The sequence below is a fragment of the Cnuibacter physcomitrellae genome (assembly GCF_014640535.1).
Classification (GTDB): Bacteria; Actinomycetota; Actinomycetes; order Actinomycetales; family Microbacteriaceae; genus Cnuibacter; species Cnuibacter physcomitrellae.
This window is the reverse complement of record NZ_BMHD01000004.1, coordinates 20,531-42,949: the sequence shown is the minus strand read 5'-3', so window position 1 is coordinate 42,949 and position 22,419 is coordinate 20,531. Positions and strand designations below refer to the sequence as shown.

The window sequence follows — 22,419 nt, the reverse complement described above, 5'->3', positions numbered from 1 at the left end:
ACTCGTTCCGGCTCATGCCAGAGAGCAGCGTCGACGAGCACCACTGCGAGCACAGTGTTGTCGACGAGTCCGGTCCGAAGTCTTACGCCTTGTGTTCGTGCGAGACGCCGAATGGCGGACCGGATAGCTGGCACGTCGTCTTATGGCGTGATCTCACGCGCGGCCTGACCTGCCGCGATGGCTTCGCGCAGAAGGTCTGCCGCCATCCGTGAGGTGTCCATGGTCGATTATGTGCGCTCCCAGCGGCGAACGGAGGGGTGCGGTCGTGCGAATCCTGCCCCTCTCGTACCTTGTGCCGGTGAAGCTGCTTATACGTTTCTTGCTCAATCCTGGTCATCAGCGTTTCGCGTGCTGTGCGTCCCTGCTTTGCCTGGACCGGCTATAGGCGGCCGCAGCTCCCCGCCCTATCGTCCAAGAAGAAGCGGGGAGCTGCGTGACGCCACCCTAGGTTCTTGCGCCAATGATCGGGATGTCTGGGACGATGTGGGCATGGGAAAGCTGTTGTACGGGCCGCATCAGCGCGACATCGAGATCGAGGACCGTGAGCTGGCCCACTTGCAGATCGTGATGCTGTCCAAGCTGCGGCGCGGGGAGTCGTTCGCGTTCTCCTGGGAGAAGGCCTCCAGCGAGGGCAGCGGCCGCGGCACCATCTGGATCTCGCCCGCGATCCCGCTCGAGTTCGCCTTCTACGGCGGCCGGCGCCCGTCGTTGAACCGGCAGTGGATCCACGAACTGACCGCGATCGCCGCCAGCGGCGACCTGCACCTCATCGACGAACCCGACCCGCGGGACACCGGCTCGACCGATCAGGGCCGGTACTGACCCGTCCCGCCGACGGGATCCTCGGGAGCGTCGTCGTCCGCAGGAGCGGACGCGACGATTGGCCATTGCATGGCGGGCTTGCCCGCCTCGACCCACACCAGATACGCACGGTAGGGGTCGTCGGGCGGCGCCGGCGACGGCAGCCGGGGTGGGCGTCGTCGCTGCCACGGCCACCTCATGAGCCGCATTATCCCGCAGCCCCGGGCCGCCGGCCGGGCGGCTGCTGTCAGGTGTGGAGCGGGGTCACGCCCAGCTGCTCGCAGAGCGCGGCGTAGGCCTTCGAGGTGTAGACGCTGCCGTGGTCGGAGTGGAAGATCGCGCCGACCAGCGACCCGCGGTCGCGGTGCGCGGTACGGAGGGCGCCTTCGACGAGTTCGGTACGCTGATCGGACGGGACTTCTCCGTCGGCGACCCCGGCCGCTGCTACGTGGGCGACATCACCTACCTGCCTATCGCCGACGGCACGAACCTCTACCTCGCGTCCTGCATCGATCTCGGCTCCCGGAAGCTCGCGGGCTGGCAAGTCGCCGACCACATGCGTCGACGGGCTCACCATGGGATTCACCGTCGACGGTAGGACCGCAGAGACTCCCGAAGAAGCCGCCGGCCCCCGAGTGCCCGAAGGGTGGTCCCTCATCGACGCCTCCACGGACCGACCGCCCGACTGGGAGCCCGGAGTGCGACAGGTTTATGCGCCGAGCAGACGAGGTGGATGAGGCCGGTGAAGGGCGCCGCTTCCGTGGGCAGGAGAGCGACCGTCCCCCGCTCACGCTAGAGCGCGTCTGTCTCGTTCGTGCGGCTCGTGCTCGAGGCGCGCGGCGACAACAGGTAGACGCGATCGCGTCTGCTGACAGACCCTTCAGCGGCGCCGGCAGTGTGTTCGGCGATCCAGATTCGCTCGTGATCCTGCACGGATGGGTGCCACTGGTTTCTCCAGTGGCCCCGCACCTCCCAACGGCCGGCGCGTGGAGACGCACTGGTTCCGGTCGTTCTTTGCGCCGCCTTACCGAGTGTCGAGCGGGTGGCGTAGATCACGCGCGTCTCCTCGTTGTCGACGATACGAGCCTCCGTGACCCGGTCGTGCGATGCAGTGCGTGCTACGGAGGACCCAGACGCACGGTCAGGGATCACCGAGCTCAGTGAGCCCAGCGTCGAGAGCGCGGTGTTGGGCGAGAGTATGACCGAACTCGCTTCGTCGATGGCGGCGCTGTGCGTCTGCGTCTGAGTGACCGAGAGGCGGCCGCTCGTCGTGGAGAAGTCTGCTGACGCCAGGGAAAGCATGCCAGGATCGGTCACCCAGCCGAGCAGCAGGTGGGAGTTGGGGCGTTCGATGAGTGCCAGACCTGTCGGGGCCAACAGGTCCGTCAACCGGAACCGGTCAAGCGTGCTCGCGTGACCGTAGAGGGCCGAATGTGCGCGTCCAGGCGCGAAGAAGAACCATCGGTCCGCAGCGGCGCGAGCAAGGATGCTGGTCATTGCCCCCGAGCCGTGGTCGTGAAGTAGGAAATCAATGAGGTTCGGCATCCGTCGAGGCAGCGCGTCGATGAGTGTCTTGGCCCGCTCGGCACCGTCTCCGTCGAGTCCGGGGAAGGGAGATGAATGGCCGGCTGCGGTGAGGGCTTGTCGGAGGCGTCGAGCTACGGGCGGCTCGATCGAGCTGCTGGGCCCCTTCGGGTACTGCCCAAGTTCTCGTAGCGCCCGCAGGGTCGTCTTGGAATCCAGGCCGAACTCAGCCGCGATCTCGTGCACTCGCGGTTTACGCGCCACTCTGCACCCTCCCATCCGTTTGCGTGGACTCTAGCCCGCCGCCGCCTTGCTACGAGTGTGTGGTCAAGCTTTCTCGTACAGTGGCTCGAACCCGGGGAAGGGGAACCCTGTGATTAGCCACAACAATCAGCCCTATTGGGATTGCGCCCGCGCGATCTACGGCGACCAGCTCGCCCACGTCTACGTCATCCATGCCGTGAAGCAGATGCGCGTTCAACTCACCGACGGGCGACGTCTCCTCCTCGACCGGAACGGGAATCAGATCGGCCGCACCCTGCCCCCGGTGCAGCCTGAGGGGCGCTGACCGGGTGCTACGGGGTCGGGGGTGCTTCGAGGCGGTGCACGGTGTACGTCCAGTTGCCCCTTGGGTCGATGGTGGCCCGCACATCATCTATCGCGTTTGCGGCGGCCATCGCGCTCGGATAGGGCCCGTAGAAGTCGCAGAAACCTGGCACGAGCTCGGGGTCGGTGACCATGACCAGGTGCGGCGCGTTCGGATCATCGAGGGCTCCCAGGAGCCGGGCGGCGATGGTGCGGATGTCGTCGGCCATGATCGTCACGCTACCGAGAACGGACGACACTGGAGCCTGACACCAGGTTGAGCTGAGTAGCGAGGGCGCCCCGCGGCTCGGGGGAAGCCAGCGGGGCGCATACACGCGCTCTGTGGGGGGACAGCTGATGCGCGTGCGTGCACCACCGTAGCCCCTGCAGCGCCCGGGGACTAGGGTCTGAAGGCTCATCTATAGCGAGTCCGCAGAGCGCCTCCGTCATGCCAGGAGAGGGGCGGATCGGGGATAGCTGGAAGCACTCACGGCCGGGGCCGTGACACGCTCAGAGATCCCGGATGCGGACCGACCGTGCCGTCTACTGCACGCCGAGAGTGCAGAAGGAGGCCAGTGCGGCGAGGACGGTGATCGCGCAGGCGCTGCCGAGCACGACGACCTCCCACGTGCCGCCCTTGGCGGTCTGCTCGACGGCGGGTTCAATACGGGTGATGGGTGCGGTGCCTGTTGCGGTGGTGATGGTTTCGCTCATGACTGTGACCCCCGTCATCGAGGGTAGCTGGTAGATATCCAGGCGGCGTGCTCCTTCGGGAAGTGGTGCCGAACCGTTACGGCGACCCCCGCTGGAGGCGGGGCGAAGGCCACGGCCGCCCAGGTGGGGGTCGGGAAGCCGTGGCCTTCACTGAGAGAGACGCGATTCGCGGCGAATCGTGACGCCGATCCGTCGATGAGTCCTCAGCGGTGTTCTGGGAAGATGGCGGCGCGGGCCGTCTGGTACTCGGGAACGACCGGCGGCCCGCATCCTGCACACCCGAAGCGGACCGGCCGCGGCGGCGGCCGGTCCGGTCTGGGTCGAGCCGGCCTGGGGGCCGGCGCTGTGTCGCCACCCGTGGGGTGGCTCGTCGTTTGCCGGGGAGCCTTCGGCATCGTACGGGCCGGGCGCCAGTGCGCAAGCCGCTGCGCGGCCGGCTCCGCCGAGATTCTCGACACGCGGCCACTGCGCGGCCTTATTTCGCGCCGAGATTCTCTCCCCCGCCGCCCTCCGGGTGGCGCTCCGGTTCCCGTCCCTGCTCGGCACATTCGTGCCTCCCCGGCAAACAACGAGGGGGAAGAGAGGGAGGATCTGATGGTCACCACAGCAACGAAGGCCCGGAAGACGACACGGCCGCGCGTGAGTGTGGAGGAGCGCAAGCAGCAGGCGGAAGCATTGCACGAGCAGATCGCGATGCAGGTCGAGCAGCTGCGCGACACCGGCGCGTGGGAGCGGTTCCTGGCGTTCTCGTCCGCGTTCCACACCTACTCCCTGTCCAACGTTCTACTCCTGCTGCAGCAGTGCCCGGAGGCGTCTCAGGTGGCGGGGTTCCGGAAGTGGCTGACCTTGGGACGAGCGGTGCGGAAGGGTGAACGGGGCTTGCGGATCATCGGCTACTCGACCAAAAAGGGAACCCGTCTGAACGACGACGGGGAGGAGGAAGAGACCAGGTCGCCGCGGTTCCCGATCCTGTCCGTGTTCGACGTCTCCCAGACCGATGTCGTCGACGCGGAGCTTGCCGCAGCTGGTGAGCTCACCCAGCGGATCGAGGGCACCGACGATCACGGCATCATCGCCGCCTTGACGGGGCACCTCGAGCGGGAGGGCTGGAGCGTGAAGCGTGAGCCGATGCCAGGCCGGAAGAACGGATACGCCCGGCCCTCGGACCGGTCGGTCGCGATCCGGGCGGACCTCTCCCCCGCGCAGGCTGCCAAGACCCTGATTCATGAGACGGCGCACATTCTCGCCGGGCACGTCGAGGATCTCGACGACTACGCCGAGCACCGCGGCCGCGCCGAGACTGAAGCCGAGTCGGTCGCCTATGTCGTGGCGGGCATGCTCGGTCTGGACACCGCCGCCTACTCGATCGGCTACATCGCGGGATGGGCCGACGCGGATTCTGCTCTGATCCGGTCGACCGCCGCGGTGGTGCTGCGGGTCGCGCACCAGATCCACGACATTCTCAACCCCGCACCCAAGGAAAAGCTCAGCGAGGAGTGAGGTGGTGTCGGCCGGCCCCACCCCGGGGGCCGGCCACGAGGGCGCGGTGCCCCTCGTGCTCCCCACCAGACCGCCGTGGGGCGCGGTGTGGTGGGTCTACCGAGACCGGCCCGGGACCAGGAAACGCAGCGGGTTTCGCCGAGCTCGCGCGGCCGCAGCAGCCGTGTGCTCGGCCTCGAGCATGGCCTTGTAGCGCTGCCGGTCGTCGATGCTCTGGATGATCGAGGTGGTCACGAACAGGGTGGTGCCGATCCACTGCGGCGCCATCGCCCAGCCTGAGGTCTCGATCCCGGCGCCGTTGAGCGCCAGCTGCAGCACGCTCCCCGCGGCGAGGACGACGAGTCCGACAAACCCAGCGATCCGCAGGCCTCGGTAGAGGCCGTCGCTGACCGCTCCGGGGTAGCGCCTGTAGTCCTCGTCCATGCACCCACGGTAGCTCCCGCCCCCGACACGGGAAAGATCAGGCCGCCCGGTGCCGGCGGCAGGACGGGATGAGGCCCGGCCGCCGCCGGCGTCCGCTGTCTCACTGAGCGGAGCCGGCCAGAGGCCGGCGCTGAGGCGCCACCCCGAGGGGGTGGCTTGTCGTTTTGCCTGGAAGCCTTCGGCAGCATCCGGGCGAGTCCGGTGGGCGCAAGCCGCTGCGCGGCCGGCCCCCCCGAGATTTTCGGCACGCGGCCACTGCGTGGCCTTATTTCGCGCCGAAATTCTCTCCTCCACCGCCCTTCGGGTTGCGCGCCCCGCCCAGTCCCTAGCGGCGGTAAACCGCCTTCCAGGCAAAACAACAAGGGGAAGAGAAAGGACAACAGATGACCAGCTATCTGGGCGTGAAGATCGACGCGGAGGGGTCAATCCACATCGTGGAGTTCGCCGCTGAGGACGTGCACGACCGCCTCGCCGCGCTCTATCGGCTGATCGGCTGCGACGTGGTCGAGACGGTCGACGTCCACCACGGCGTCACCGTGTGGGTGGACGAGGAGGGTCTGTACCGACAGGACCCGAACCCGATGCTCACCGCCGTGGTCCGTCAGTCGGTGCCGCAGCAGACGCCGATCCATGGGGCGGGGGTGTTCCTGGCCTCGACTGAGGACGGGGATATCGCGTCCCTGTCCCAGGACCAGGCTCTCGCCGTCGTCCAGTGGTGGCTGCACTCAAGCCCCACCGCGGACCTCGCCGCCGCCAGCTTCGTCTAACCCCCGCAGTACCCAAAAGGTCAGGGACCGAAACAGTCGTAATGCTTCGGTCCCTGACCACTACGAAACACCCTATCTGAAGGAGATTCATCGTGGCCAAGACCACTACCCCCACCGCTGCCGCCCCCGTGGTGAGCATCGAGCAGATCGACCCGAACCAGGTCGAACTGGACCCCAACATCCGCACCCAGGTCATCCTGCCGCCCGAGTTCGTCGAGTCGATCCGCGCCGAGGGCGTCCGGGAGCCCGTCCTGGCCCGCCGCACCCCAGACGGCACCGTGTACGTGTACGACGGCCAGCGTCGCCTCCTCGCTGCCCGTGAGGCGGGCGTGACCTCCATGCTCGCCGTGTTCGGTCTGGAAGACGCCACCGGCACCGAGACGGGGCGCATCCAGGATCAGCTGCGCACCTTCGCCCGCGCCGACCTGGCCCTCACCGACCGGATCGCCGCCTACGAGCAGCTGGCCCTGGATGGCATCAGCGTGGAGAAGATCGCCAAGACGGCGGGCCAGACCGCGGAGCACGTGACCGGCGCGCTGACCGTGGCGAAGTCGGCCAAGGCCACCGAGTACGCCGGATACAGGACGTACAGCCTGGACCGGCTGTTGCTGATCGCGGAGTTCGAGGGTGATGAGGACGCTATCTCGGCGGTCACTGACTGCGACGACGAGGACCTGGAGTTCGTCGCCCAGGAGCAGCGCGACGAGCACGTGATCCGCGTCCGCCAGGCCGAACTCATCGCCCAGTACGAGGCCGAGGGGCTGACCGTCGTGCGGCGCTACGACTGGTCGACCATGACCGAGCTGGGTCGCCTTACCGACGCCGACGAGGACGCGGACGAGCGCCCCGCCCTTGACCCGGAGGCCCACAAGGCCTGCCTCGGGCACGTCGTGCGAGTCGAGGTCTACGGGCTCGATGAGAGCGACGTGCAGGTCACCGCGTACTGCACCCGCAAGGAGCTGCACCGCTCCATCTACCGCAACTACAACACCGCCGCCCGCGCCGCGGCGGATGAGCCGGAGCTGACCCCCGAGGAAGCCGAGGCCCGTGCCGAGGCGGAGGCAGAAGCGAAGCGTCAGGAGCGACGGACTCTGATCGCGAACAACAAGGCGTGGAACACCGCGACCACCGTCCGCATCGACTGGCTCAAGTCCCTGCTGAGCCGGAAGAAGCTCCCGACCGGTGTGGGGTCGTTCGTCGCGGTCACGATGACGCGGCACCGCTGGGACCTCAGCAACGACAACGACGGGATCGCGGGCGACCTGCTCGGCATCACCGGCTACAACAACCGGGAAGCCATGGCCGGACAGGTGGAGAAGACCCCGACCCGCGCCGCCTATGTCTCCCTCGCCGTGGCGTTGTCCGCGCGGGAGCACGCGACGAGCAGGGAGTCGTGGCGGCACCCGCGCGCGGAGCACGCGGCGTACCTGCGCCAGTTGGAGACGTGGGGCTACCACCTGTCCCCCGTGGAGCGGATCGCGGCGGGCTATCAGCCCGACCCCGAGCCCACCAGCGCGGACGTGGATACGCCCGCCGAGGCGGTCGACGTCGAGTCCGAGTCCGAGTCCGCTGAGGCCGTCGCGGCCTGATCCGGCAAGGGGGTGGGGCAGCTACACGCTGCCCCACCCCCCACTAATCGAAAGGAGAAGCACCATGGCGATCGATGACCAGGTGAAGGACCGCACCGACAACGAGCTGGGCAAGCTTCACCAGCTCGTGCTCAACGAACTCGTCGGCGACCAGGACCGACTCGAAGCGATCACCGAGGAGATGCGCGAGCGTGGCCTGCTCACCGCACCGCCGCCCGTGTCGGACGATCCCCGCATGTGGTGGATGACCGACGGGCAGGCACGCGGCTGGGTGGGCGATGTCGGAGAGGCATCCGACCTCGAACGGGTCCGAGGGTGGCTCATCCTCGCAGAGGTCGAGATCCCCGAAACGATCACCGGCCAGCTCGACGTGATCCGCGCCGATGCGATCGAGTCCGGGTCCGAGGAGTCGGACCTGGCTACCTATGCGGACGTGTTCGAGTACGTGTGCGATGGCTGCTACCTCGAACCAGATGGCAAGCCGGGAGCCGTCAACTACGCCCCCGGAGCGGACCCGGTGTCGATCGCCTACGCGATCGTCCTCGGGTACGAGCAGGGCATCCGCCACCTGCTCGGCCAGCTCCGCGACGCGGAGGGAGCGGCGTCGTGAGCGGCCAGCCGCTCCCCCACACCCGCGCCCGGCCCCAGGCCGGTCGGGGCGTGGTCCTGGCGTTGGCCGTGCTGGGTGGGCTGCTGCTCGTGGTGCTGCTGTGCAGGTCCGTCCTGCCGTAAGAGTGGCGGCGGCCGGCCCCACCCCGGGGCCGGCCCGGAGGGGCTCTCGCCGGCCCCTCCGACCACCCCAGGCGTCCGCGCCCTCCGGTCACGGCAGAACGGGACGGGTCGCCGGTCGTGTGGTCGGCTGCAGGGGCCGGGCGCCGGTGGGGTGTCCGGTGCATCGAAGGGTGGATCGTACTTCCGGCCGCTCTCCGCCTGTCAAGCGCCGCGCCTCGCCCCGATGGGTGCATGGTTCGGGAAGGTGCTCCGCACCTGCGGTCCAACACTCGTGCAGGCGGGTGGGGGCGGGAGCGTCGCTTGACAGGCTCCGGCGGCCGGCAGGACGGTCCCCTTATTCAATGAACCGGTCACATCCGATACCGCGAATCAGTGAAGGAGAAGGACAGATGAACACCAAGACCAAGCGGGCAGACAAGCTCTCCGCCACCCTCTACATCACCGCCGTGGGCGTGATCGTCGTCGGCGTGATCGTCGGGTTCGTCCTGTTCCTGGTCGGGCAGGGCACCGCATCGGTGATCGTCTCGATCGTCGCGGTCGGGGTCGGGGTGCTCTTCCTCGCTGCGGGGTTCGTCACCGCGCAGATCGCTGACCGTCACCGCCACTTCGGCCGCTGAAAGGGGGCATGGATCATGAGCGTCATCGTCTACACCAAGGCCGGGTTCTGCGGTCAGTGTAAGGCCACCGAGACCGCCCTGGACCGGGCAGGGATCGTCTACGAGCCCCGCCTGCTGGAGGACCAGCCGGAGAGCGTCATCGAGGACTTCAAGACCCGCATCGGGCTCACCGCCCCCATCGTCATCACCGACACCGAGGCAGGGTCGTGGGCGGGCTTCCGACCCGACCTCATCAGCGCCCTCGCCGCCGCCTGAACCAGACAAGGAGACCCGACCGTGTACACGCTCTCCTACCCCGTCGTCGACGTCGACGGATGCGCGGTGGTCGACGTCGACGGCGAGAACCAGACGTGCGCGTGCGGCAACGACACCTACGCCGCCGACTGGTACGCCGCCGACACCACGGGCGCGGTCACGTTCTGCTGCAGCGCCAGCACGAACCCGGACGAGCACACCCTCTGTCCCGCCTGCGGACGCCTCTACCGCAACGCCGACCTGTTCACCGGCACCGCGACCGCGATCGCCCGCTACGACACCCACTCCCCCGCCTTCCTGGCCGCGCACGAGCAGTACGAGGGTGACGCCTACGGAAGGGATCGGTCATGAGCATTGACCTCGCCGCGCTCACTCCGGAGCAGCTCGAGGTGTATGTCGCTGGCTACGCCGACGCCCTCGACGCCCACCAGCACGACGCCGCCGTCATGCAGCAGATCACCGACGACGCCCTCACCGACCTCGCCCGCGCGCAGGCCGAGCTCGCGCAGGCTCTCGCGGACGTCGAACGGTACTACCGCATCGCGTTCTCACCCCGCCCCGACGTCCGGGCGGTGGTGCCGCATGGGGAGATGGAACGGCGACGTGCTGCACTCTACGAGCGCCCCCGCGATTCGAGCCTTAGGCCTGCATCATGAGCACCGCAACAGGGCTCAGTAATGCATTACATTACGCGATGTTTTGCATTACAATAATGCTATGGCGGTGACCTTCTCCTCGAGCGCTGACAAGCACGGTATCGACCGTGCGGATGCGCTTCTGGCTATCCGTACCCGCCTGGTTCACGTCCAGAAGTTCGACGACGCCCGCGACGGCGGGCCGCGCCCTGACCTGTTCATCGGGAGAGCTTCGGACGGGACCATGTTGGAGGTGATGGCGGTAGTGACGCCACCACGGGACCTGTTCATCTTCCACGTCATGCCGCTTCGGCGGAAGACGTGGGATCGAGTCAAAGGGAGCCGAGGATGACTGGCAAGGACGAGCACATTAAGACCATCGACGATCTGTTCGCGGCGGCCACGCCCGAGCAGGAAGCGCTCGGAGAGCGCCTTGCCGCTCGCGCCGAAAGCGACGACGACGCGGCCCTCCCCGCGGACGCTGTCGTGGAGTGGGCGACGGGCCCGGAGGACGGATTCGAGTTGCTCGAACAGGCACTCGGATCGTCCGAGGCTGTCGAGCGAGCCACGGGCGGCCGCCCCTCACTGACCGGAGCGCGGGGCAAGTCCCCGATGATGAGCCTGCGCCTCACTCCAGACCTCGACGCGGCGCTTCGCGCGCGCGCCGCGCGGGAACACCGCAAGCCCAGCGCGCTCATGCGCGACGCCCTGGCACGCTACCTCGACGCCTCCTGATCATGACGCCGACCGCTGCCCGAACACCCACGCCGCCTGGGGCGCGGGGATGAGCGACGAGATTCCCGCGATCGGCAACGCGACGGCGGCGAACGCGGAGCTATCGCCCGCGGTGCTGCTGTCGATCATCGCGGGCAAACCCTCACCGGAGGTCGCCGCGCGGGTCCGCTCGGTGCTGGAGCACGCCGCGATCGAGGCGGTCTACGAGGACGGCCCGGTCGGCGTAGATGACCCGGTGCTGACGTTGGACTTTCAGCACTCGTTCACGCGCCGCGAGGTGATGATGCTGCTCTCCGAGCTGCACTCCCTCGAACTCGGATAGCCGACCGCTCCGAGGTGGCTCGCCGGCCCTTTCCGAGGGCCGGCGGCGAGGGCTCGGCGCCCTCGCGCTCCCCCAATCACGGCAACGGCTGGGATGAGTAGGGAGGGGTGGTTGACGCCCCGCCCGCGTCCCGGCAGCCCTGGACGGGCGCCGGGCTGAGCGGCCCGGGGACAACCACGGATCGCGGATGCCAGCCGCCCGAGAGCGGTCGCCCCCAATGGTGCACAGCACACCTCTCGGTGGGTGTCCTGCACAGTGGGGACGACCGCCGCACCCTTCAGTCGCGGTGCGCTTGGAACTGGCGGGTGCTGATCCCGGGGGTAGCTAGTCCCGACGATTGGGAGCAGCTGCGCTGCGCCATCCCTGGTGTCGAGTTGCACTCGATGAGGCCGTGCACAGGCCACACCGCTCCCTACGCGACCACGCCTACGGGACGGAACGTGTGGCCTGTGTGCGGCCGGGTGGAGGGTCCCGCTGTCCACCTGTGGGCAGCACGAGCCCGAAGGAGAGAGCTCGTGCTGTCCACAGGTGGTCAGGGGGATCAAGACCGCACCCACCTTGACGCCGAAGGCGTCACTCCCCCACCGTCGCCGGCGCCGCCGACGCGGCCTCACGGCGACGCGGGCGACGACCCTGCTGGCCCGGACCACGGGCACCGGTGGCGCGCAGACTCTTCTCGTTCCACCCGGCCCGCAGCGCCGCCTGCCAGGCCGAGTCGTGCGCGGCCTGCGCGTCACGAAGCCGCGCCTCCAAAGACTCGACCTCGTTCGAGGCGACCACGATCGCGCGCACCGCATCGACTCTCGCGTTGGTCTCCGCCTCAACCAACCGGCGCGCGACTGCCACCGACGCTTCAACATTCTGGATGGGCTCATTCATGAGGCAAGCCTAAAGGACGACCGCTCACGACGGTCAGCGACCTCCCGGTCGCGCTGGGAGCACCCGTCTGGACCCGCTTTGCGAGTCAGAGTCAGGAGCAAGCTGTCAGGTTACATGCTGTAACCTGATCTCACCGCGGCTGAATGGCCTCGGTGGTCCCCGCGCCATGTGGGTGCGGGGTCGCTGCGCTGGCGTGGATTGGAGCTGCTCGTGAGGCGTTCGCAGCTGTTCGGCCGGTCGCGGCGGGAGAACTCGGAGTCGCCGCGCGACAAGAGGTACGTGGTGTACGTGAACGCTGAGGAGCAGGCCGCGTTGGAGGCCCGCGCCGTGGTCGCGGGCGGGATCACTGTGCCGCGACTGCTGGTGGAGTCGGCGATGAACGCGAACGTTCAGACCCGCTCGGACGTGCGGAAGTTCATCACGGGTGTCTTCGAGCTGCAGGACGGGTTGGCGGCGATCGGGAACAACGTCAACCAGCTCGCAAAGTTCGCCAACACGGAGCGCGTCTACCCTTCCGACGCGGAGGCCACGTTCGAGGAAGTCCGGCGCGTGGCGCGGCTCATCGAAGCGACCGTACAGTCCTGGGATCTGACGTGATCCCCAACGTCGTCGAGGGCGCCAACATGACCGGGCTGGTCTCCTACCTGGCCGGCCCTGGCAGGCAGAACGACCACACCAACCAGCACGTCATCGCGGGGTCGCGGTACGTGGAGATGGAGTTCGCGGGCGCCCCTCTGGGCCGGGCCGATGTGGTGTCGCTCGCTCGCCACATCGACGCGCCACGCAGGGAGCATGACGTCGACTGCCGCCGCTCGGTGAAGCAGGTCGACGCCGAGACAGGGAAGGTGTCGTACCGAAAGGTCGACGCCGGTGTGTTCCACGTCTCCCTGTCTCTGTCGGCCGACGAAGGCGAGCTGACGGACGAGAAGTGGGCGGAGATCGCGCACGACTACATCGACCGGATGGGGTTCGGCGCCACCGACGACGCACCCAGTGTTCGATGGGCGGCGATCCGTCACGGCCTGTCGAAGAACGGCAACGACCACATTCACCTCGCCGTGTCGATCGTGCGCACCAACGGTGCGAAGGTCGACCTCGGCTACTCCCATCGGCGGTCTCAGATCGTCGCCGGGGAGCTCGAGCGGGAGCACGGCCTGCGGGTGTTGGAGACCCGGGACATGGGCGTCGGATCGCGCGGTGTGAAGCCCGCCGAGCAGGCCCGAACGGTGCGGGAGGGGCTGCCCGAGACCGAGCGCGAGAGGCTGGAAAGGGTCGTGCGTGCCGCCGCGGCTGCGTCGCGCAACGATCTGACATTCGTCGACGCCGTCCGCGCGTCGGGCGTGATGATCCGCCCCTACTACGCCAAGGGGTCACGCGCTCAAGTGACCGGTTACTCCGTGGCCGCGCGACCTCGAGCGGGCAGCGACCCGGTGTGGTTCGGTGGAGGGCGGCTGTCCCGCGAGCTCACCCTTCCGCGGCTGCGTGACGCGTGGGGACCGACCTCGCCCGCCGTCCAGGAAGCGGCCTGGCGGTCGACCCGCGATGGGACCTCCCGAGTGAGCTCACCGGGAGCTGCGTCGACGAAGTCGTGGGAAGCCGCGGCGACACAGCTGAAGGCTGCAGCGGAACGACTCAAGAGCACTCCCGCGACCGATCGAGCCGCGTGGACCTCCGCTGCCCGCGAGGTCGCTGGCGTCTACTCCGCGTGGTCCTACCGGGTCGAGGGAGCCAAGCCTGGGCCGCTGCGCGAGGTGTCCAGGCAGCTCGGGAAGATCGCTGCGACACCCGCTCGCGACGCGACGCGATCGCCGTCTACGAGTCCTCGGCTTATCGCGGCCGAGACTGGGATGCTGCTCATGGTCGCGTCCGGCCAGGCATCCTCCGATCTGGCCTATCTCATGCTCGCCCGGCAGCTGACCGCGATGACCCGAAGCATCATCGAGTGGAAGGACCAGGCCGGCCTTACCCGCGAAGCCGAGCGCACCGAGCGGGCTCTCACGGCCACGCTCGCCGCAGTCCAACCGGCGGGTGCGCCGGCCTCTCCCCCGGTACCGAAGACCTCCGAGGAACGGGCACGCGACCGGCTCCGAGAGATCCGAGAGGCGCAGACCAGGAACGCCCGTGGCGGTTCCCCCGGAACCGATGGGAGCGTCCCGTACACAAGGCGTCGGCACGGTCCCACCCAGGGGCCGACGCTGGGCCGGTAGGCGAGCTCAGACGCGCTGAGGGGCCCGGCACGCCACGTGCCGGGCCCCTCTCGGACCGTGTTCGGAGTAACACCGTCACATGTTGAGCGTGCGGTCCTTGCCCTGGCCTCGGCCGGTGTTCTTCCTGGCTTTGGGTGCGGCCGTCTTGGCGACTTGCACCGCGGCGTTGGGTGGGGTGCGGCGACCGCGTTCGGTGACCATGCGTGAGTCGATCAGCTGCGGGTCCACGTTCCGGTTAGTCAGGCTCTCCCGGAGCCGGTCGAGCCGCTGGGGTGTGTCCCAGTCGGCGGCCTTGGCTCGGTAGTCCTCTGCCGTCGACCGCTCCGCGGGCGTTCGAGGCTGACCGGCCCGCTCGTGCGCCGCAGCAGCGCCGTGCTGGGCCACCTGAGTGGCCTGTGCCGCGGCGGCGTGTCTGTCGTCGATGTCGTGCGGGACGTCGGCCGAGGCGGTGCGCGGCGCCGCTTTGACGTCGGCGAGGCGAGCTTCTTCCGTGCTCGCCTCGGCCGCGGCGGCGTCGCGAGCCGCGGCGTCCTCCCGCAACCGCTCGACCGGCTGCTGCCCCGACGTAGCGTTCAGCGCGGCCTCCTGTTGCGCTGCGTCCGTGCCGAGCCTGTCGGCGTGGCCGTCCGCCCAGTCCGCCCGCCCGAGCGCCTCATTCGCCTCTGCACGGGACCGGTCCGCTTCGCCCGTGAGCGCGGCGGCTGCGTCGTCGAAGCGTTCGGCGTTTTCGAACTGCGCCACGTCGTCGGTAGAGCCCCGGTCCCAGTCGATACCTCCACGGAGCTCGCTCGCCTGTTCGCGCTGCTCACTCGCGAGTGTGTCGTAGGCGTTCGCTTCCGCGAGCAGGAACTCGGCCTTGGCCCGGTCGACGTCGGAGCTAGCACGCAACCGGGTCTCGGCCGCGCGCTTGTCGGCGATCTCCGCCGCGGCAGCCATCACCTCTGCCGGCGGCGCGGAGAGTGTCGAGATGTCGACCCCGTACCGGTCACGGACGTTCTGCGCGATCGCGGCGTCCGCGTCGGCGATCGCCTTGGCGGTGGCATCGTCAGGCGCGTGCTCACGCCACCTCGACGCGATCTCGTACTTCTCCGCGATCGTGTCCGGCGTCGCGGTGTCCCACCAGCGAGAGTCGTGCACGGGCCGCAGCTGCGCCAGCTCGGACGCGCGCTGGGCGTCCAGCTGCGCCTGCAGGGCTCGGGCGGCTTGCTCGCTGCGTGCCTGTGCTGCACGCAGCATGTCTTGCCGTGCCGCGCTGATCCTCCCGGCCAGCTGCGATGCGGCGAGCAGGATTGTCTGCATCGTGCGGGTCGCGTGCTGGGTGGGGTCTTCGTGTTCGTGTTCCATCGGATGCCTCCTAGGCGTCTCAGCGGTCAGGTGAGGGGTTGGATGTCGGTGGCCAGCCACGGATCCGCGGGCGCGGTCCGGGCGAGCTGCACGAGCAGGTCACCCACAACGACGTCGACCGCTTCGCCCTCGCCGTCGAGGACCTCGACGGCATCGCTCGTGGCCGCCGGCACCGGCAGCTCGTCGAGGTCGACCGCGCCCGGGTGAGCCAGGTAGCCGGTGATGCGGGTGTCCCAGTCGGGCAGGTCGCGGTGGGCGAGCAGGTGCACGATCGCGGCCGCCACCGCGGCGGGCCCCCGCTGATCCGGGTAGCTGCCCGCGGGCGGCTCGACGTAGGGCAGCGGGTCGAGCACGGTCGTGCTCTGCGCTTTGACCGCCTCGGCAGGGAATGGTGAGGTCCCCTTGGTCATCAGCGACTCCATGTGCGGGCGCGCATGGTCCCGCCACCACACGCTCTTACCGGTGCGACCGTCGAGGTTCAGATGCTCCCAGGCCCGCCAGAGTGCGTCGAGGACGTCTTCTGCTTCGGGGTAGCGCCACCAGTCCCCCACCCACATCCACGGTTGCCCGTCGATGCGGCGCCGGTAGACGTTCCTGAGGTACTCGCGCACGAACTCGTTGACGCTGCCGTAGACCAGCTCCTTCGGTTCGCTCTCCTCCTCTTCTGGCTCGTCGACGTCGGTGTCTTCGCCGAGCTCGTCAGGGTTCACGCCCATGTCCGCTCCCAGCTCTGCTGCTCAGCGCGGACCTTCGCCGCTTCCGCCTCGAGGTCGGTGAGGGTCTTCTGCGCGCCCGGGTCGTGGGCGCGCACAGACGCGGCGATCGCGTCAGCGTGCTCGGTTTCCATCCAGGGGATCGTGCGCACCATCGTCGCCGGCGCGCCGGAGGCGAGGACCACGGCGCGGCCGCGGGGCAGAGCCCGGAGATCTCCGATCTCCATGATCGCCTGGCGCTGCAGCTGGAACGACGTCGACCGTCCCTGCCGGGAGTGGGTGACGGTGCTGGTCTGCTTGTCGTAGTTGCCGATCAGTCGGCTGAGCCTGCCGAGGAAGTCGTCTTCGTCGTCACCGCCGCCGTAGACCTTCACGTTTGCGGCGCTCCACAGCTGGTCCATGCCCTCCTTGCCCCACACCCGGACGCCCTGCGACCAGGCCTGCAGGATGGTCATGAGCAGGATCCCGCGGGAGCCGTAGTGGGAGTACAGCTGCGGCAGTTCGCGCCACAGGCACACGTTCGCGGCCTCGTCCAGGACGCACACCATCGGTACTCGGAGGCGGCCGCCCTGCTCGGTGGCGTATGCCTCGGCCGCCTCGGCGACCTCCGCGGTCAGGGCGGTGACGAGGGTGGAGGCGGTGCCGGCTCCCTCGCGGGAGAGGGAGTAGAGGGTCCCGGTGGTGCGCACGAACTCGTGAGCGTCGAACCGGGGCCGGGAGTCGTAGGGGCCGGCGCCGGTGATCCAGGGCCGGATCTGTGCGTATTGGAGGCAGGCGAGCATCTTCGCTGCGGTCTCGAACACGCCCGAGCGCTGATCGGGCGCGGCGTTGTCGTTGCCGCGCACGCTGGCGGCGTCCGTGGTGAACCCGTGCCGGGCGAGGATGTCGACCACCTCGGTCACGGAGATTTCCGTGGTCCACATGTACGCGTCGATGATGGAGCGCTGATCCAGCGCGGCCGCGAGCAGGAAGCTCTTCACCAGGTTCTCGCCCTTGGGCTCGAAGAAGGCATCCCCCTTCGCGCCGTCCGCCTTCGAGCCGTTGGCGAAGTGGCTTGCCAGCTTCGCCGCCCGCACGTCCGCCGTGGTCAACGCCTCCCGATACCGGGGGTCCAGCGGCTCGGGGACGATGTACGCCAGAGGGTTCCACCACCAGGTGACCGGCTCCATGGCGATCTGTTGCGGGTCGAACACCCACACCCGCCCCTTCTCAGCACGGATGTCCCGCGTCGAGTCGACCAGGTCCCGCTTGTTCGATGTCGACAGCACCGGACCCACCGCGTTCACGATCGCCGGGATGCACCGCGACGTCGACTTTCCCGTCCGCGGCCCGGCGATCTCCATATAGACCTCCTCGAGGCCCGAGATGAATTCGCGGTTCCCGACAACCGTGCGCCCCACCGAGATCCCGGTCCAGGTGCCCCCGAACTTCTCCGCCTTGCCCCGCAGCGCTCGCGCGTCGGTGTACGCGGCGAGGGCCGAGCCCTGACCCATGTACCGGGAGAACCGGTCGACGCGGGTCCGCTTCTTCGAGGCACGCCGCACGGGGATGCTGATGAGCACCGCCGCGGCGGTGAGCAGCACGGCGGCGCCGACCAGCAGCAGCGTCGCGGAGCCCGGCCAGAGCACGGATCCGCTGCCGATGCCGAAGAACGCCTTGACGGGGTTCTCGCGGGTATCGGCGTTGACGCCGTCCCATTCCGAGCCCACCCGGAAGGCCAGATAGACGCCCACGAGCACCAGGACTCCCCCGATGCCGAGTGCGAAGAGGATGAGCTGGTCTCGGCCGCTTCCCGGTTGGCTGCGGCGGTTCGGTTCACTCATCGCTGGGGTCCTCCTTCAAGGATCGTGGTGAGGTCTGCCGCGAACTCCGTGTAGGCGGGGGCAGCGGGTGCCTGCCCGGTGCGGCGGGTGTTCTCGTCCCACGGCATCACCCACACCCGGGGCACTCCCCCGCCGATGCGGTGAGCGAGCTCCGTGAGCGGCTTGGGGAGCTTGCCCGGGGCGTCGGCGGTGAGGACCAGGCCGTGCAGGCGCACGTGCGGGACTTGACCTGCCGCCCACTGCCGTGCGGCGTTCTGTGCCGCGCGCAGGCCCGCGTAGTGGGTGCGGGCGGCGAGGACGACGTCGACGAGTGCGCCGTCCGGGTACGCCGGCCAGGCACGGCCGATGCCGGCCCACCCGGTGCCGAGCCGGGTGAGGGTGTCCACGCCGGCGCCGCCGTGCACCCCGACCACCCACAGCGACGCCTGCGCGCGCACCGCCCGCGCGGGGAGCGCGTCGACCAGGTCGGGGACCGTCACGAACGGCTGCGGCCCCGATACGCGCGAAGCTCGCACCTGCCGGCCAGGATCGAGTACGGGTGCCTGTTCGGGCTTGGTCAGGTACGGGTTCTCGGCCGGTTCTGGGGTGTGGCGGCTGAACCTGCTGGGGGCGTTCATGCGTGCTCTCCCGGGGTGACGATCGCGGACAACGGATCCTTGGTGCCGCAGAAGGCGCAGAAGTTCTCGCTCACGTCCGTCTCTCCCCCACAGCTCCGGCACGTGCCCTGCTCGACGAGGCGGGTCTGCCCGGGCCGGGGTTCATCGACGCTATGGTCGGGCCGGAGGGTCTGCACGTACCCGTCACCGCTCACGGCGACGTCGAACGTCCCGCCGCCGGGTTCCGTGGCTCGCAGCCGGACCGGCCGTCCCAGCTCTCGGGCGCGGGAGGCGGTGTAGGCGATCACGCCCGTGCGGGTGCGGCTGATGGTGTCGCCGGCGAGCGGGTAGGAGGTGTCGTTGACCACCAGCTCGCCGGTGGCGTCGTCGCGGAGGGTGGAGCGGATGACGGGGAAGGAGGGGACGGGGATGGTCATGGGTTACTCCTCGGTGCGGGCGACTCGGGTGACGACGGCGGTTTGGCGGGCGAGGTCGACGCCGATGCTGTCGGCGTCGATGACCCGTCCGTAGCTCTTGGCGTCCTCGGGACCCCAGGAGACGGTGTGCTCCCGGCCGACGACGATCACCGCGTCTCCCTTGTGAAGGGTGGCGGCGGCGTTCTGGCCGAGCTCGAACTTCGCCTCGACGAAGTGGGTGGTCGGGTTGGGGTGCTCGAGGTACTTCCCGGCCCGGTATTCGCCGGTGTTCTCGATGACCCGGAACTTGGTGATCTGGACGTTGCCGGCCTGGACGGTTTCGACGTCGGCGGCGAGGTTGCCGGTGATGGTGCGCGGTGTGGACATGTGCTGCTCCTTACTCGTGAGGGGTGGGATGGCCGCCGGTTAGGACGCATCCCGGGCCGCTGTCGCCAGGGCGGCGATGCGGGCGATGTGGTCGGGTCGGAACCCGGACCAGTGGTCGTGCTCGTCGACGACCACGACGGGTGCGGCGAGGTAGCCGAGTTCCTCGGTGACGTACTCGAGCGCGGCCGGGTTCGTGGAGAGGTCGACGGGGTTGTAGGGGATCCCGGAGCGGTCGAGAGCGGTCTCGGTGGCTTTGCACTGCACGCAGTCGGGTTTGGTGTAGACGGTGATGCGGTCGGTCATGACAGCAGACCTCCGGGGGTGAGGGATCCGTCGGTGTGTCCGACGTCGATGTGGAAGTGGTTGCAGGTGTCGTCGAACGGCTGCAGGTGCACCAGCTGCAGCGAGATCCCGGCCGCGGCGCGGCAGGAGGACTGGCCCACGTTGGTGCCGGTGGGGACGATCGGGTCGAGGATCTGGATGAGCTTGATCGAGTCGTCATCGGCGCCGGTGAGGGAGTGTCCGTTGAGGCGGTAGAAGTCGACGGCGTGGCCGCCGCCGTTGATGTAGTGGCTGGACGCGGTGCCGGCGCCCTCGATCTGTCCCGTGCACTTGCGGTTGATGTCGGAGACTCCGACGTTGTCGAAGGAGCGGACGGCGATGACGATGATCTGCAGGATCCGCACATCCACGCCGCAGTCGGGGACGGTCTGTCCCTCGGCGATCCACCGGATCTCCTTGATGTGGTCCGGGGTAGAGCCGACGAGCTTGCCGGCATCGACGGCGGCCACAAGCTCCTGCGCCAACGCGACCGCGTCACCACTGACCGCGCACCCACCCGCTCCCGCGGGAGCGCCGGTGGGACCCGCACCACCGGACGGCGCGGGTGCGCCGGAGACGGCACCGGTGAGGGCGTCGACGATGCGCTGGGCGCCATCGACGTACTTCGTGTAGTGGTCGGGGTCGGCGTTGCGCTGCACCGCGTGCGCAGCCCGGGACGGCGGCAGCGTCGACCAGTCCGGCACGTTCACGAGCCGGTCGTAGAACAGGCCCGCCGCGGCCGCGGGATCCATACGTTGCTGGACGGTTCCCCACGAGGACTGCTGCTGGAACAGCCCGATCGAGTCCGCGACGGATCCGTCCGGGTTGATCGCGCCGTCGCCGTAGTCGATGTTGACCAGCGAGGACTCCCCCATCGCGGTCATCACCCCGATCAGCTGCGCCTGCGTCGGGAGCTGCCGCTGCGCGGCGACATTCATGATCGTGGCGGCGTTCCCGAGCTGCTCGGGCGTGAACCCGTCCACGGTGAGACCGGGCGGGAGGGTGACGGTGCTGCTGCCGCCCTGGCCGCACGCGGCCGCCGTCTGCGTACTCCCCATGACGCCGATGCTGAGGATCAGCACGAGCATTGCGACCACCGCGGCCGCGGCCCCACCAAACGCCTTCACGAGGTCCTCTATCCGTTCTGTCGATCCGGGGGCACGATGTCCCACACCAGCCAGGCCGAGGCGGTGTCGGGCCGGAACAGCCGAACCTCATAGGTGCCGGCGTCGGTCGGGACCGCGATGCGGCCGTTGTTGGTCCACGTCTCCTCCAGCGGCACCGGGCTCCCGGTGACGCCATGGATCGGAACGTTGACCGGGTCGGTGTACTGGTAGGCCTGCTGCGCCTGCTCGGACAGGTGCGGAGCGAGCAGCTGCCACCAGGCGTCGTAGGGCAGGTCCTTGCGGGCGAAGATCGCGACCGTGTCGACGGCGGCCTGCGCGGCCGCCGTCTGCGCCTGCGACAGCGCATCCCCGGTCACGGCGGTGTCGTCGTCCTGCGCCGCCGTCGGCGCCGGCGACCCCTCCCCCGCCGCGGTGGGTGCGCCGGGTGTCGACGTCGGGCCGGTCGACGTCGACGGCGCCTCCCCCGGCGTCCCGCTGCCGGGTGGGCCCGCGACGCATCCGGTGAGGGCGAGGGCGGCGGCGATCGCCACGGCGCTGACGCCGGCGAGTCGGTTACTCCCAGTCGTCATCGGGGTCCTCCTGCAGGTCGGGGCTGGTGGTGGGGTCGCCGAGGNGGGGCGGCGGCCGACCTTGATGAGGAACTTCCCGCGGCCGGGCGGGATGGCCTCGCCGGTGCGCTCATCGAGCACCCCCGGGTCGGACCAGGACCCGATCAGGTCCGCCTCGCGGCCGGTGATCTCCGTGATCCGGGTGAGGCGTTCCTTCACCTCCACCGGAGGCAGCCCGCCGAACACCTTGATCTGGGAATGCGCGACGAGCTCGCGGGCCCGTTCCCGGTCGTGCTCGTCCGGGACGGCTTCGAGGTCGGCCATCGTGTGTGTGGCCATGACCTGTCCGGAGTCGCGGGACCGGTTCAGGCGGGTCAGGAGCACCAGGTGGTCGATGACCCCGGATCCGGCTTGCAGTGCCCGGTGCAGCTCGTCCAGGACGATGAAGTAGTGCCTGCGCGGCGCGAGGCCGTGGTCGGCGAGCACGGAGTTGAGTTTGGTGGTCATCATCCCGACCGACCAGCAGGCGAGCATCGCCGCGGCCAGCAGGGCCTTGTCGTCCTCGTTGATCGCGGACAGGTCGAACACCACCGGCCGATCCCGGCGCATCGGCTCGCTGGTGGGTTTGGAGAACGCGGCCCCGAGGCCGACGCCCTGGGTGAGGGCGATCAGGTCTTCCTCGAGCTGCTCGGTCTTGTTCCGGTAGCGGTCGTCATCGCCCCGGTCGACGCTGACCGTGCGCACCGACTGGGGTGGGTTCTGCACCACCTCGAGCAGATCCGCGAGCACCGGCACGCGATCCGTGATCGTGTCGTCCAGGTGGGAGAGGGCTGCGGCGATGATGTTGCGTTCCACGGTC

General features: G+C 69.1%; 29 protein-coding genes and 3 pseudogenes. 17 read left to right on the top strand and 15 right to left on the bottom strand.

The window, feature by feature from the left end; genetic code table 11:
• The first annotated feature begins 489 nt into the window (after positions 1-489).
• Positions 490-822 (top strand): DUF7882 family protein, encoded by a 333-nt coding sequence (locus IEX69_RS20560; protein ID WP_085021866.1) that lies wholly within the window; start codon positions 490-492, stop codon positions 820-822.
• Here the strand turns inward: IEX69_RS20560 and IEX69_RS20555 are convergent.
• Together IEX69_RS20555 and IEX69_RS21245 are read right to left on the bottom strand one after the other, a co-directional pair.
• On the bottom strand, positions 807-1,001 hold the full coding sequence (locus IEX69_RS20555) for a hypothetical protein (RefSeq protein ID WP_157127530.1): 195 nt from the start codon (positions 999-1,001) through the stop codon (positions 807-809). The genes IEX69_RS20560 and IEX69_RS20555 overlap by 16 nt on opposite strands.
• 62 nt (positions 1,002-1,063) lie before the next feature.
• A pseudogene (locus IEX69_RS21245) lies at positions 1,064-1,204 on the bottom strand (DDE-type integrase/transposase/recombinase); the annotation flags it as partial.
• Between IEX69_RS21245 and IEX69_RS21035 the strand changes: the two are divergent.
• Positions 1,196-1,363, top strand: a pseudogene (locus tag IEX69_RS21035) (IS3-like element ISTesp3 family transposase); the annotation flags it as partial. The pseudogenes IEX69_RS21245 and IEX69_RS21035 sit on opposite strands and share 9 nt — an antisense overlap.
• Before the next feature lie 1,061 nt (positions 1,364-2,424).
• Here IEX69_RS21035 and IEX69_RS21240 read toward each other — a convergent pair.
• Positions 2,425-2,604: pseudogene (locus tag IEX69_RS21240) on the bottom strand (hypothetical protein); the annotation flags it as partial.
• 94 nt (positions 2,605-2,698) lie between these two features.
• On the opposite strand from IEX69_RS21240, the gene IEX69_RS20545 reads away from it, so the two are divergent.
• Complete coding sequence (locus IEX69_RS20545) at positions 2,699-2,893, top strand: hypothetical protein (protein WP_085021864.1); 195 nt, start codon at positions 2,699-2,701, stop codon at positions 2,891-2,893.
• 7 nt (positions 2,894-2,900) lie between these two features.
• On the opposite strand, the gene IEX69_RS20540 is transcribed toward IEX69_RS20545, so the two are convergent.
• Complete coding sequence (locus IEX69_RS20540; protein ID WP_085021863.1) at positions 2,901-3,140, bottom strand: hypothetical protein; 240 nt, start codon at positions 3,138-3,140, stop codon at positions 2,901-2,903.
• 313 nt (positions 3,141-3,453) lie between these two features.
• Positions 3,454-3,624 (bottom strand): hypothetical protein, encoded by a 171-nt coding sequence (locus IEX69_RS20535; RefSeq protein ID WP_188761011.1) that lies wholly within the window; start codon positions 3,622-3,624, stop codon positions 3,454-3,456.
• Between the two features lie 594 nt (positions 3,625-4,218).
• Between IEX69_RS20535 and IEX69_RS20530 the strand changes: the two genes are divergently transcribed.
• Positions 4,219-5,124 (top strand): ArdC-like ssDNA-binding domain-containing protein, encoded by a 906-nt coding sequence (locus IEX69_RS20530; protein WP_188761009.1) that lies wholly within the window; start codon positions 4,219-4,221, stop codon positions 5,122-5,124.
• Between the two features lie 96 nt (positions 5,125-5,220).
• Here IEX69_RS20530 and IEX69_RS20525 read toward each other — a convergent pair whose 3' ends face one another.
• Positions 5,221-5,547 (bottom strand): hypothetical protein, encoded by a 327-nt coding sequence (locus IEX69_RS20525; protein WP_085021930.1) that lies wholly within the window; start codon positions 5,545-5,547, stop codon positions 5,221-5,223.
• 383 nt (positions 5,548-5,930) lie between these two features.
• Between IEX69_RS20525 and IEX69_RS20520 the strand changes: the two genes are divergently transcribed.
• From IEX69_RS20520 to IEX69_RS20475, 11 genes are all read left to right on the top strand, one after another.
• Positions 5,931-6,314: a DUF3846 domain-containing protein gene (locus tag IEX69_RS20520; protein ID WP_085021929.1), complete on the top strand. Its 384-nt coding sequence runs from the start codon at positions 5,931-5,933 to the stop codon at positions 6,312-6,314.
• Positions 6,315-6,406: 92 nt separating this feature from the next.
• Positions 6,407-7,903, top strand: a complete 1,497-nt coding sequence (locus IEX69_RS20515; protein ID WP_157127546.1) for a ParB/RepB/Spo0J family partition protein — start codon at positions 6,407-6,409, stop codon at positions 7,901-7,903.
• A 64-nt stretch (positions 7,904-7,967) separates the two neighbouring features.
• A complete protein-coding gene (locus IEX69_RS20510) occupies positions 7,968-8,513 on the top strand; it encodes a hypothetical protein (RefSeq protein WP_085021927.1) in 546 nt (181 codons plus the stop codon).
• Positions 8,510-8,635 (top strand): hypothetical protein, encoded by a 126-nt coding sequence (locus IEX69_RS21130; protein ID WP_268235445.1) that lies wholly within the window; start codon positions 8,510-8,512, stop codon positions 8,633-8,635. Before IEX69_RS20510 ends, IEX69_RS21130 begins: the two co-directional genes overlap by 4 nt.
• Positions 8,636-9,024: 389 nt before the next feature.
• A complete protein-coding gene (locus tag IEX69_RS20505; RefSeq protein ID WP_085021926.1) occupies positions 9,025-9,252 on the top strand; it encodes a hypothetical protein in 228 nt (75 codons plus the stop codon).
• Between the two features lie 15 nt (positions 9,253-9,267).
• Entirely contained in the window at positions 9,268-9,507 is a 240-nt protein-coding gene (locus tag IEX69_RS20500; protein ID WP_085021925.1) for a glutaredoxin domain-containing protein, read from the top strand.
• A 21-nt stretch (positions 9,508-9,528) separates the two neighbouring features.
• Complete coding sequence (locus IEX69_RS20495; RefSeq protein ID WP_085021924.1) at positions 9,529-9,858, top strand: hypothetical protein; 330 nt, start codon at positions 9,529-9,531, stop codon at positions 9,856-9,858.
• Complete coding sequence (locus IEX69_RS20490; RefSeq protein ID WP_085021923.1) at positions 9,855-10,163, top strand: hypothetical protein; 309 nt, start codon at positions 9,855-9,857, stop codon at positions 10,161-10,163. The genes IEX69_RS20495 and IEX69_RS20490 overlap by 4 nt, the downstream gene beginning before the upstream one ends.
• 61 nt (positions 10,164-10,224) lie before the next feature.
• A complete protein-coding gene (locus IEX69_RS20485) occupies positions 10,225-10,494 on the top strand; it encodes a hypothetical protein (RefSeq protein WP_085021922.1) in 270 nt (89 codons plus the stop codon).
• Positions 10,491-10,877 (top strand): ribbon-helix-helix protein, CopG family, encoded by a 387-nt coding sequence (locus IEX69_RS20480; protein ID WP_085021921.1) that lies wholly within the window; start codon positions 10,491-10,493, stop codon positions 10,875-10,877. Before IEX69_RS20485 ends, IEX69_RS20480 begins: the two co-directional genes overlap by 4 nt.
• Positions 10,878-10,926: 49 nt before the next feature.
• Positions 10,927-11,199, top strand: coding sequence for a hypothetical protein (locus IEX69_RS20475; protein ID WP_085021920.1), 273 nt, complete (start codon positions 10,927-10,929; stop codon positions 11,197-11,199).
• Positions 11,200-11,772: 573 nt separating this feature from the next.
• On the opposite strand, the gene IEX69_RS20470 is transcribed toward IEX69_RS20475, so the two are convergent.
• Positions 11,773-12,078, bottom strand: coding sequence for a hypothetical protein (locus IEX69_RS20470; protein ID WP_157127545.1), 306 nt, complete (start codon positions 12,076-12,078; stop codon positions 11,773-11,775).
• A gap of 210 nt (positions 12,079-12,288) precedes the next feature.
• Here IEX69_RS20470 and IEX69_RS20465 point away from each other — a divergent pair, with 210 nt between their 5' ends.
• Positions 12,289-12,675, top strand: a complete 387-nt coding sequence (locus tag IEX69_RS20465; protein ID WP_085021918.1) for a plasmid mobilization protein — start codon at positions 12,289-12,291, stop codon at positions 12,673-12,675.
• Entirely contained in the window at positions 12,672-14,285 is a 1,614-nt protein-coding gene (locus tag IEX69_RS20460) for a relaxase/mobilization nuclease domain-containing protein (protein ID WP_085021917.1), read from the top strand. Before IEX69_RS20465 ends, IEX69_RS20460 begins: the two co-directional genes overlap by 4 nt.
• A 75-nt stretch (positions 14,286-14,360) precedes the next feature.
• Here the strand turns inward: IEX69_RS20460 and IEX69_RS20455 are convergent, their stop codons facing one another.
• The 8 genes from IEX69_RS20455 to IEX69_RS20420 are packed head-to-tail and all read right to left on the bottom strand — an operon-like array spanning position 14,361 to position 21,012.
• The gene (locus tag IEX69_RS20455) at positions 14,361-15,629 is read right to left on the bottom strand and encodes a hypothetical protein (protein ID WP_085021916.1); all 1,269 of its coding nucleotides are present in this window, start codon (positions 15,627-15,629) and stop codon (positions 14,361-14,363) included.
• Between the two features lie 26 nt (positions 15,630-15,655).
• Positions 15,656-16,345: a DUF4913 domain-containing protein gene (locus IEX69_RS20450; RefSeq protein WP_085021915.1), complete on the bottom strand. Its 690-nt coding sequence runs from the start codon at positions 16,343-16,345 to the stop codon at positions 15,656-15,658.
• Positions 16,336-18,165, bottom strand: a complete 1,830-nt coding sequence (locus tag IEX69_RS20445; RefSeq protein ID WP_085021914.1) for a type IV secretory system conjugative DNA transfer family protein — start codon at positions 18,163-18,165, stop codon at positions 16,336-16,338. Before IEX69_RS20445 ends, IEX69_RS20450 begins: the two co-directional genes overlap by 10 nt.
• Positions 18,162-18,782, bottom strand: a complete 621-nt coding sequence (locus tag IEX69_RS20440) for a DUF6668 family protein (protein WP_157127544.1) — start codon at positions 18,780-18,782, stop codon at positions 18,162-18,164. The genes IEX69_RS20445 and IEX69_RS20440 overlap by 4 nt, the downstream gene beginning before the upstream one ends.
• Positions 18,779-19,198, bottom strand: coding sequence for a hypothetical protein (locus IEX69_RS20435; RefSeq protein WP_085021912.1), 420 nt, complete (start codon positions 19,196-19,198; stop codon positions 18,779-18,781). The genes IEX69_RS20440 and IEX69_RS20435 overlap by 4 nt, the downstream gene beginning before the upstream one ends.
• Before the next feature lie 3 nt (positions 19,199-19,201).
• Positions 19,202-19,564 (bottom strand): single-stranded DNA-binding protein, encoded by a 363-nt coding sequence (locus IEX69_RS20430; protein ID WP_085021911.1) that lies wholly within the window; start codon positions 19,562-19,564, stop codon positions 19,202-19,204.
• A 39-nt stretch (positions 19,565-19,603) separates the two neighbouring features.
• Positions 19,604-19,867, bottom strand: coding sequence for a glutaredoxin-like protein NrdH (gene nrdH / locus IEX69_RS20425; protein WP_085021910.1), 264 nt, complete (start codon positions 19,865-19,867; stop codon positions 19,604-19,606).
• On the bottom strand, positions 19,864-21,012 hold the full coding sequence (locus IEX69_RS20420) for a hypothetical protein (protein ID WP_157127543.1): 1,149 nt from the start codon (positions 21,010-21,012) through the stop codon (positions 19,864-19,866). Before IEX69_RS20420 ends, nrdH begins: the two co-directional genes overlap by 4 nt.
• Positions 21,013-22,419: the final 1,407 nt, after the last annotated feature.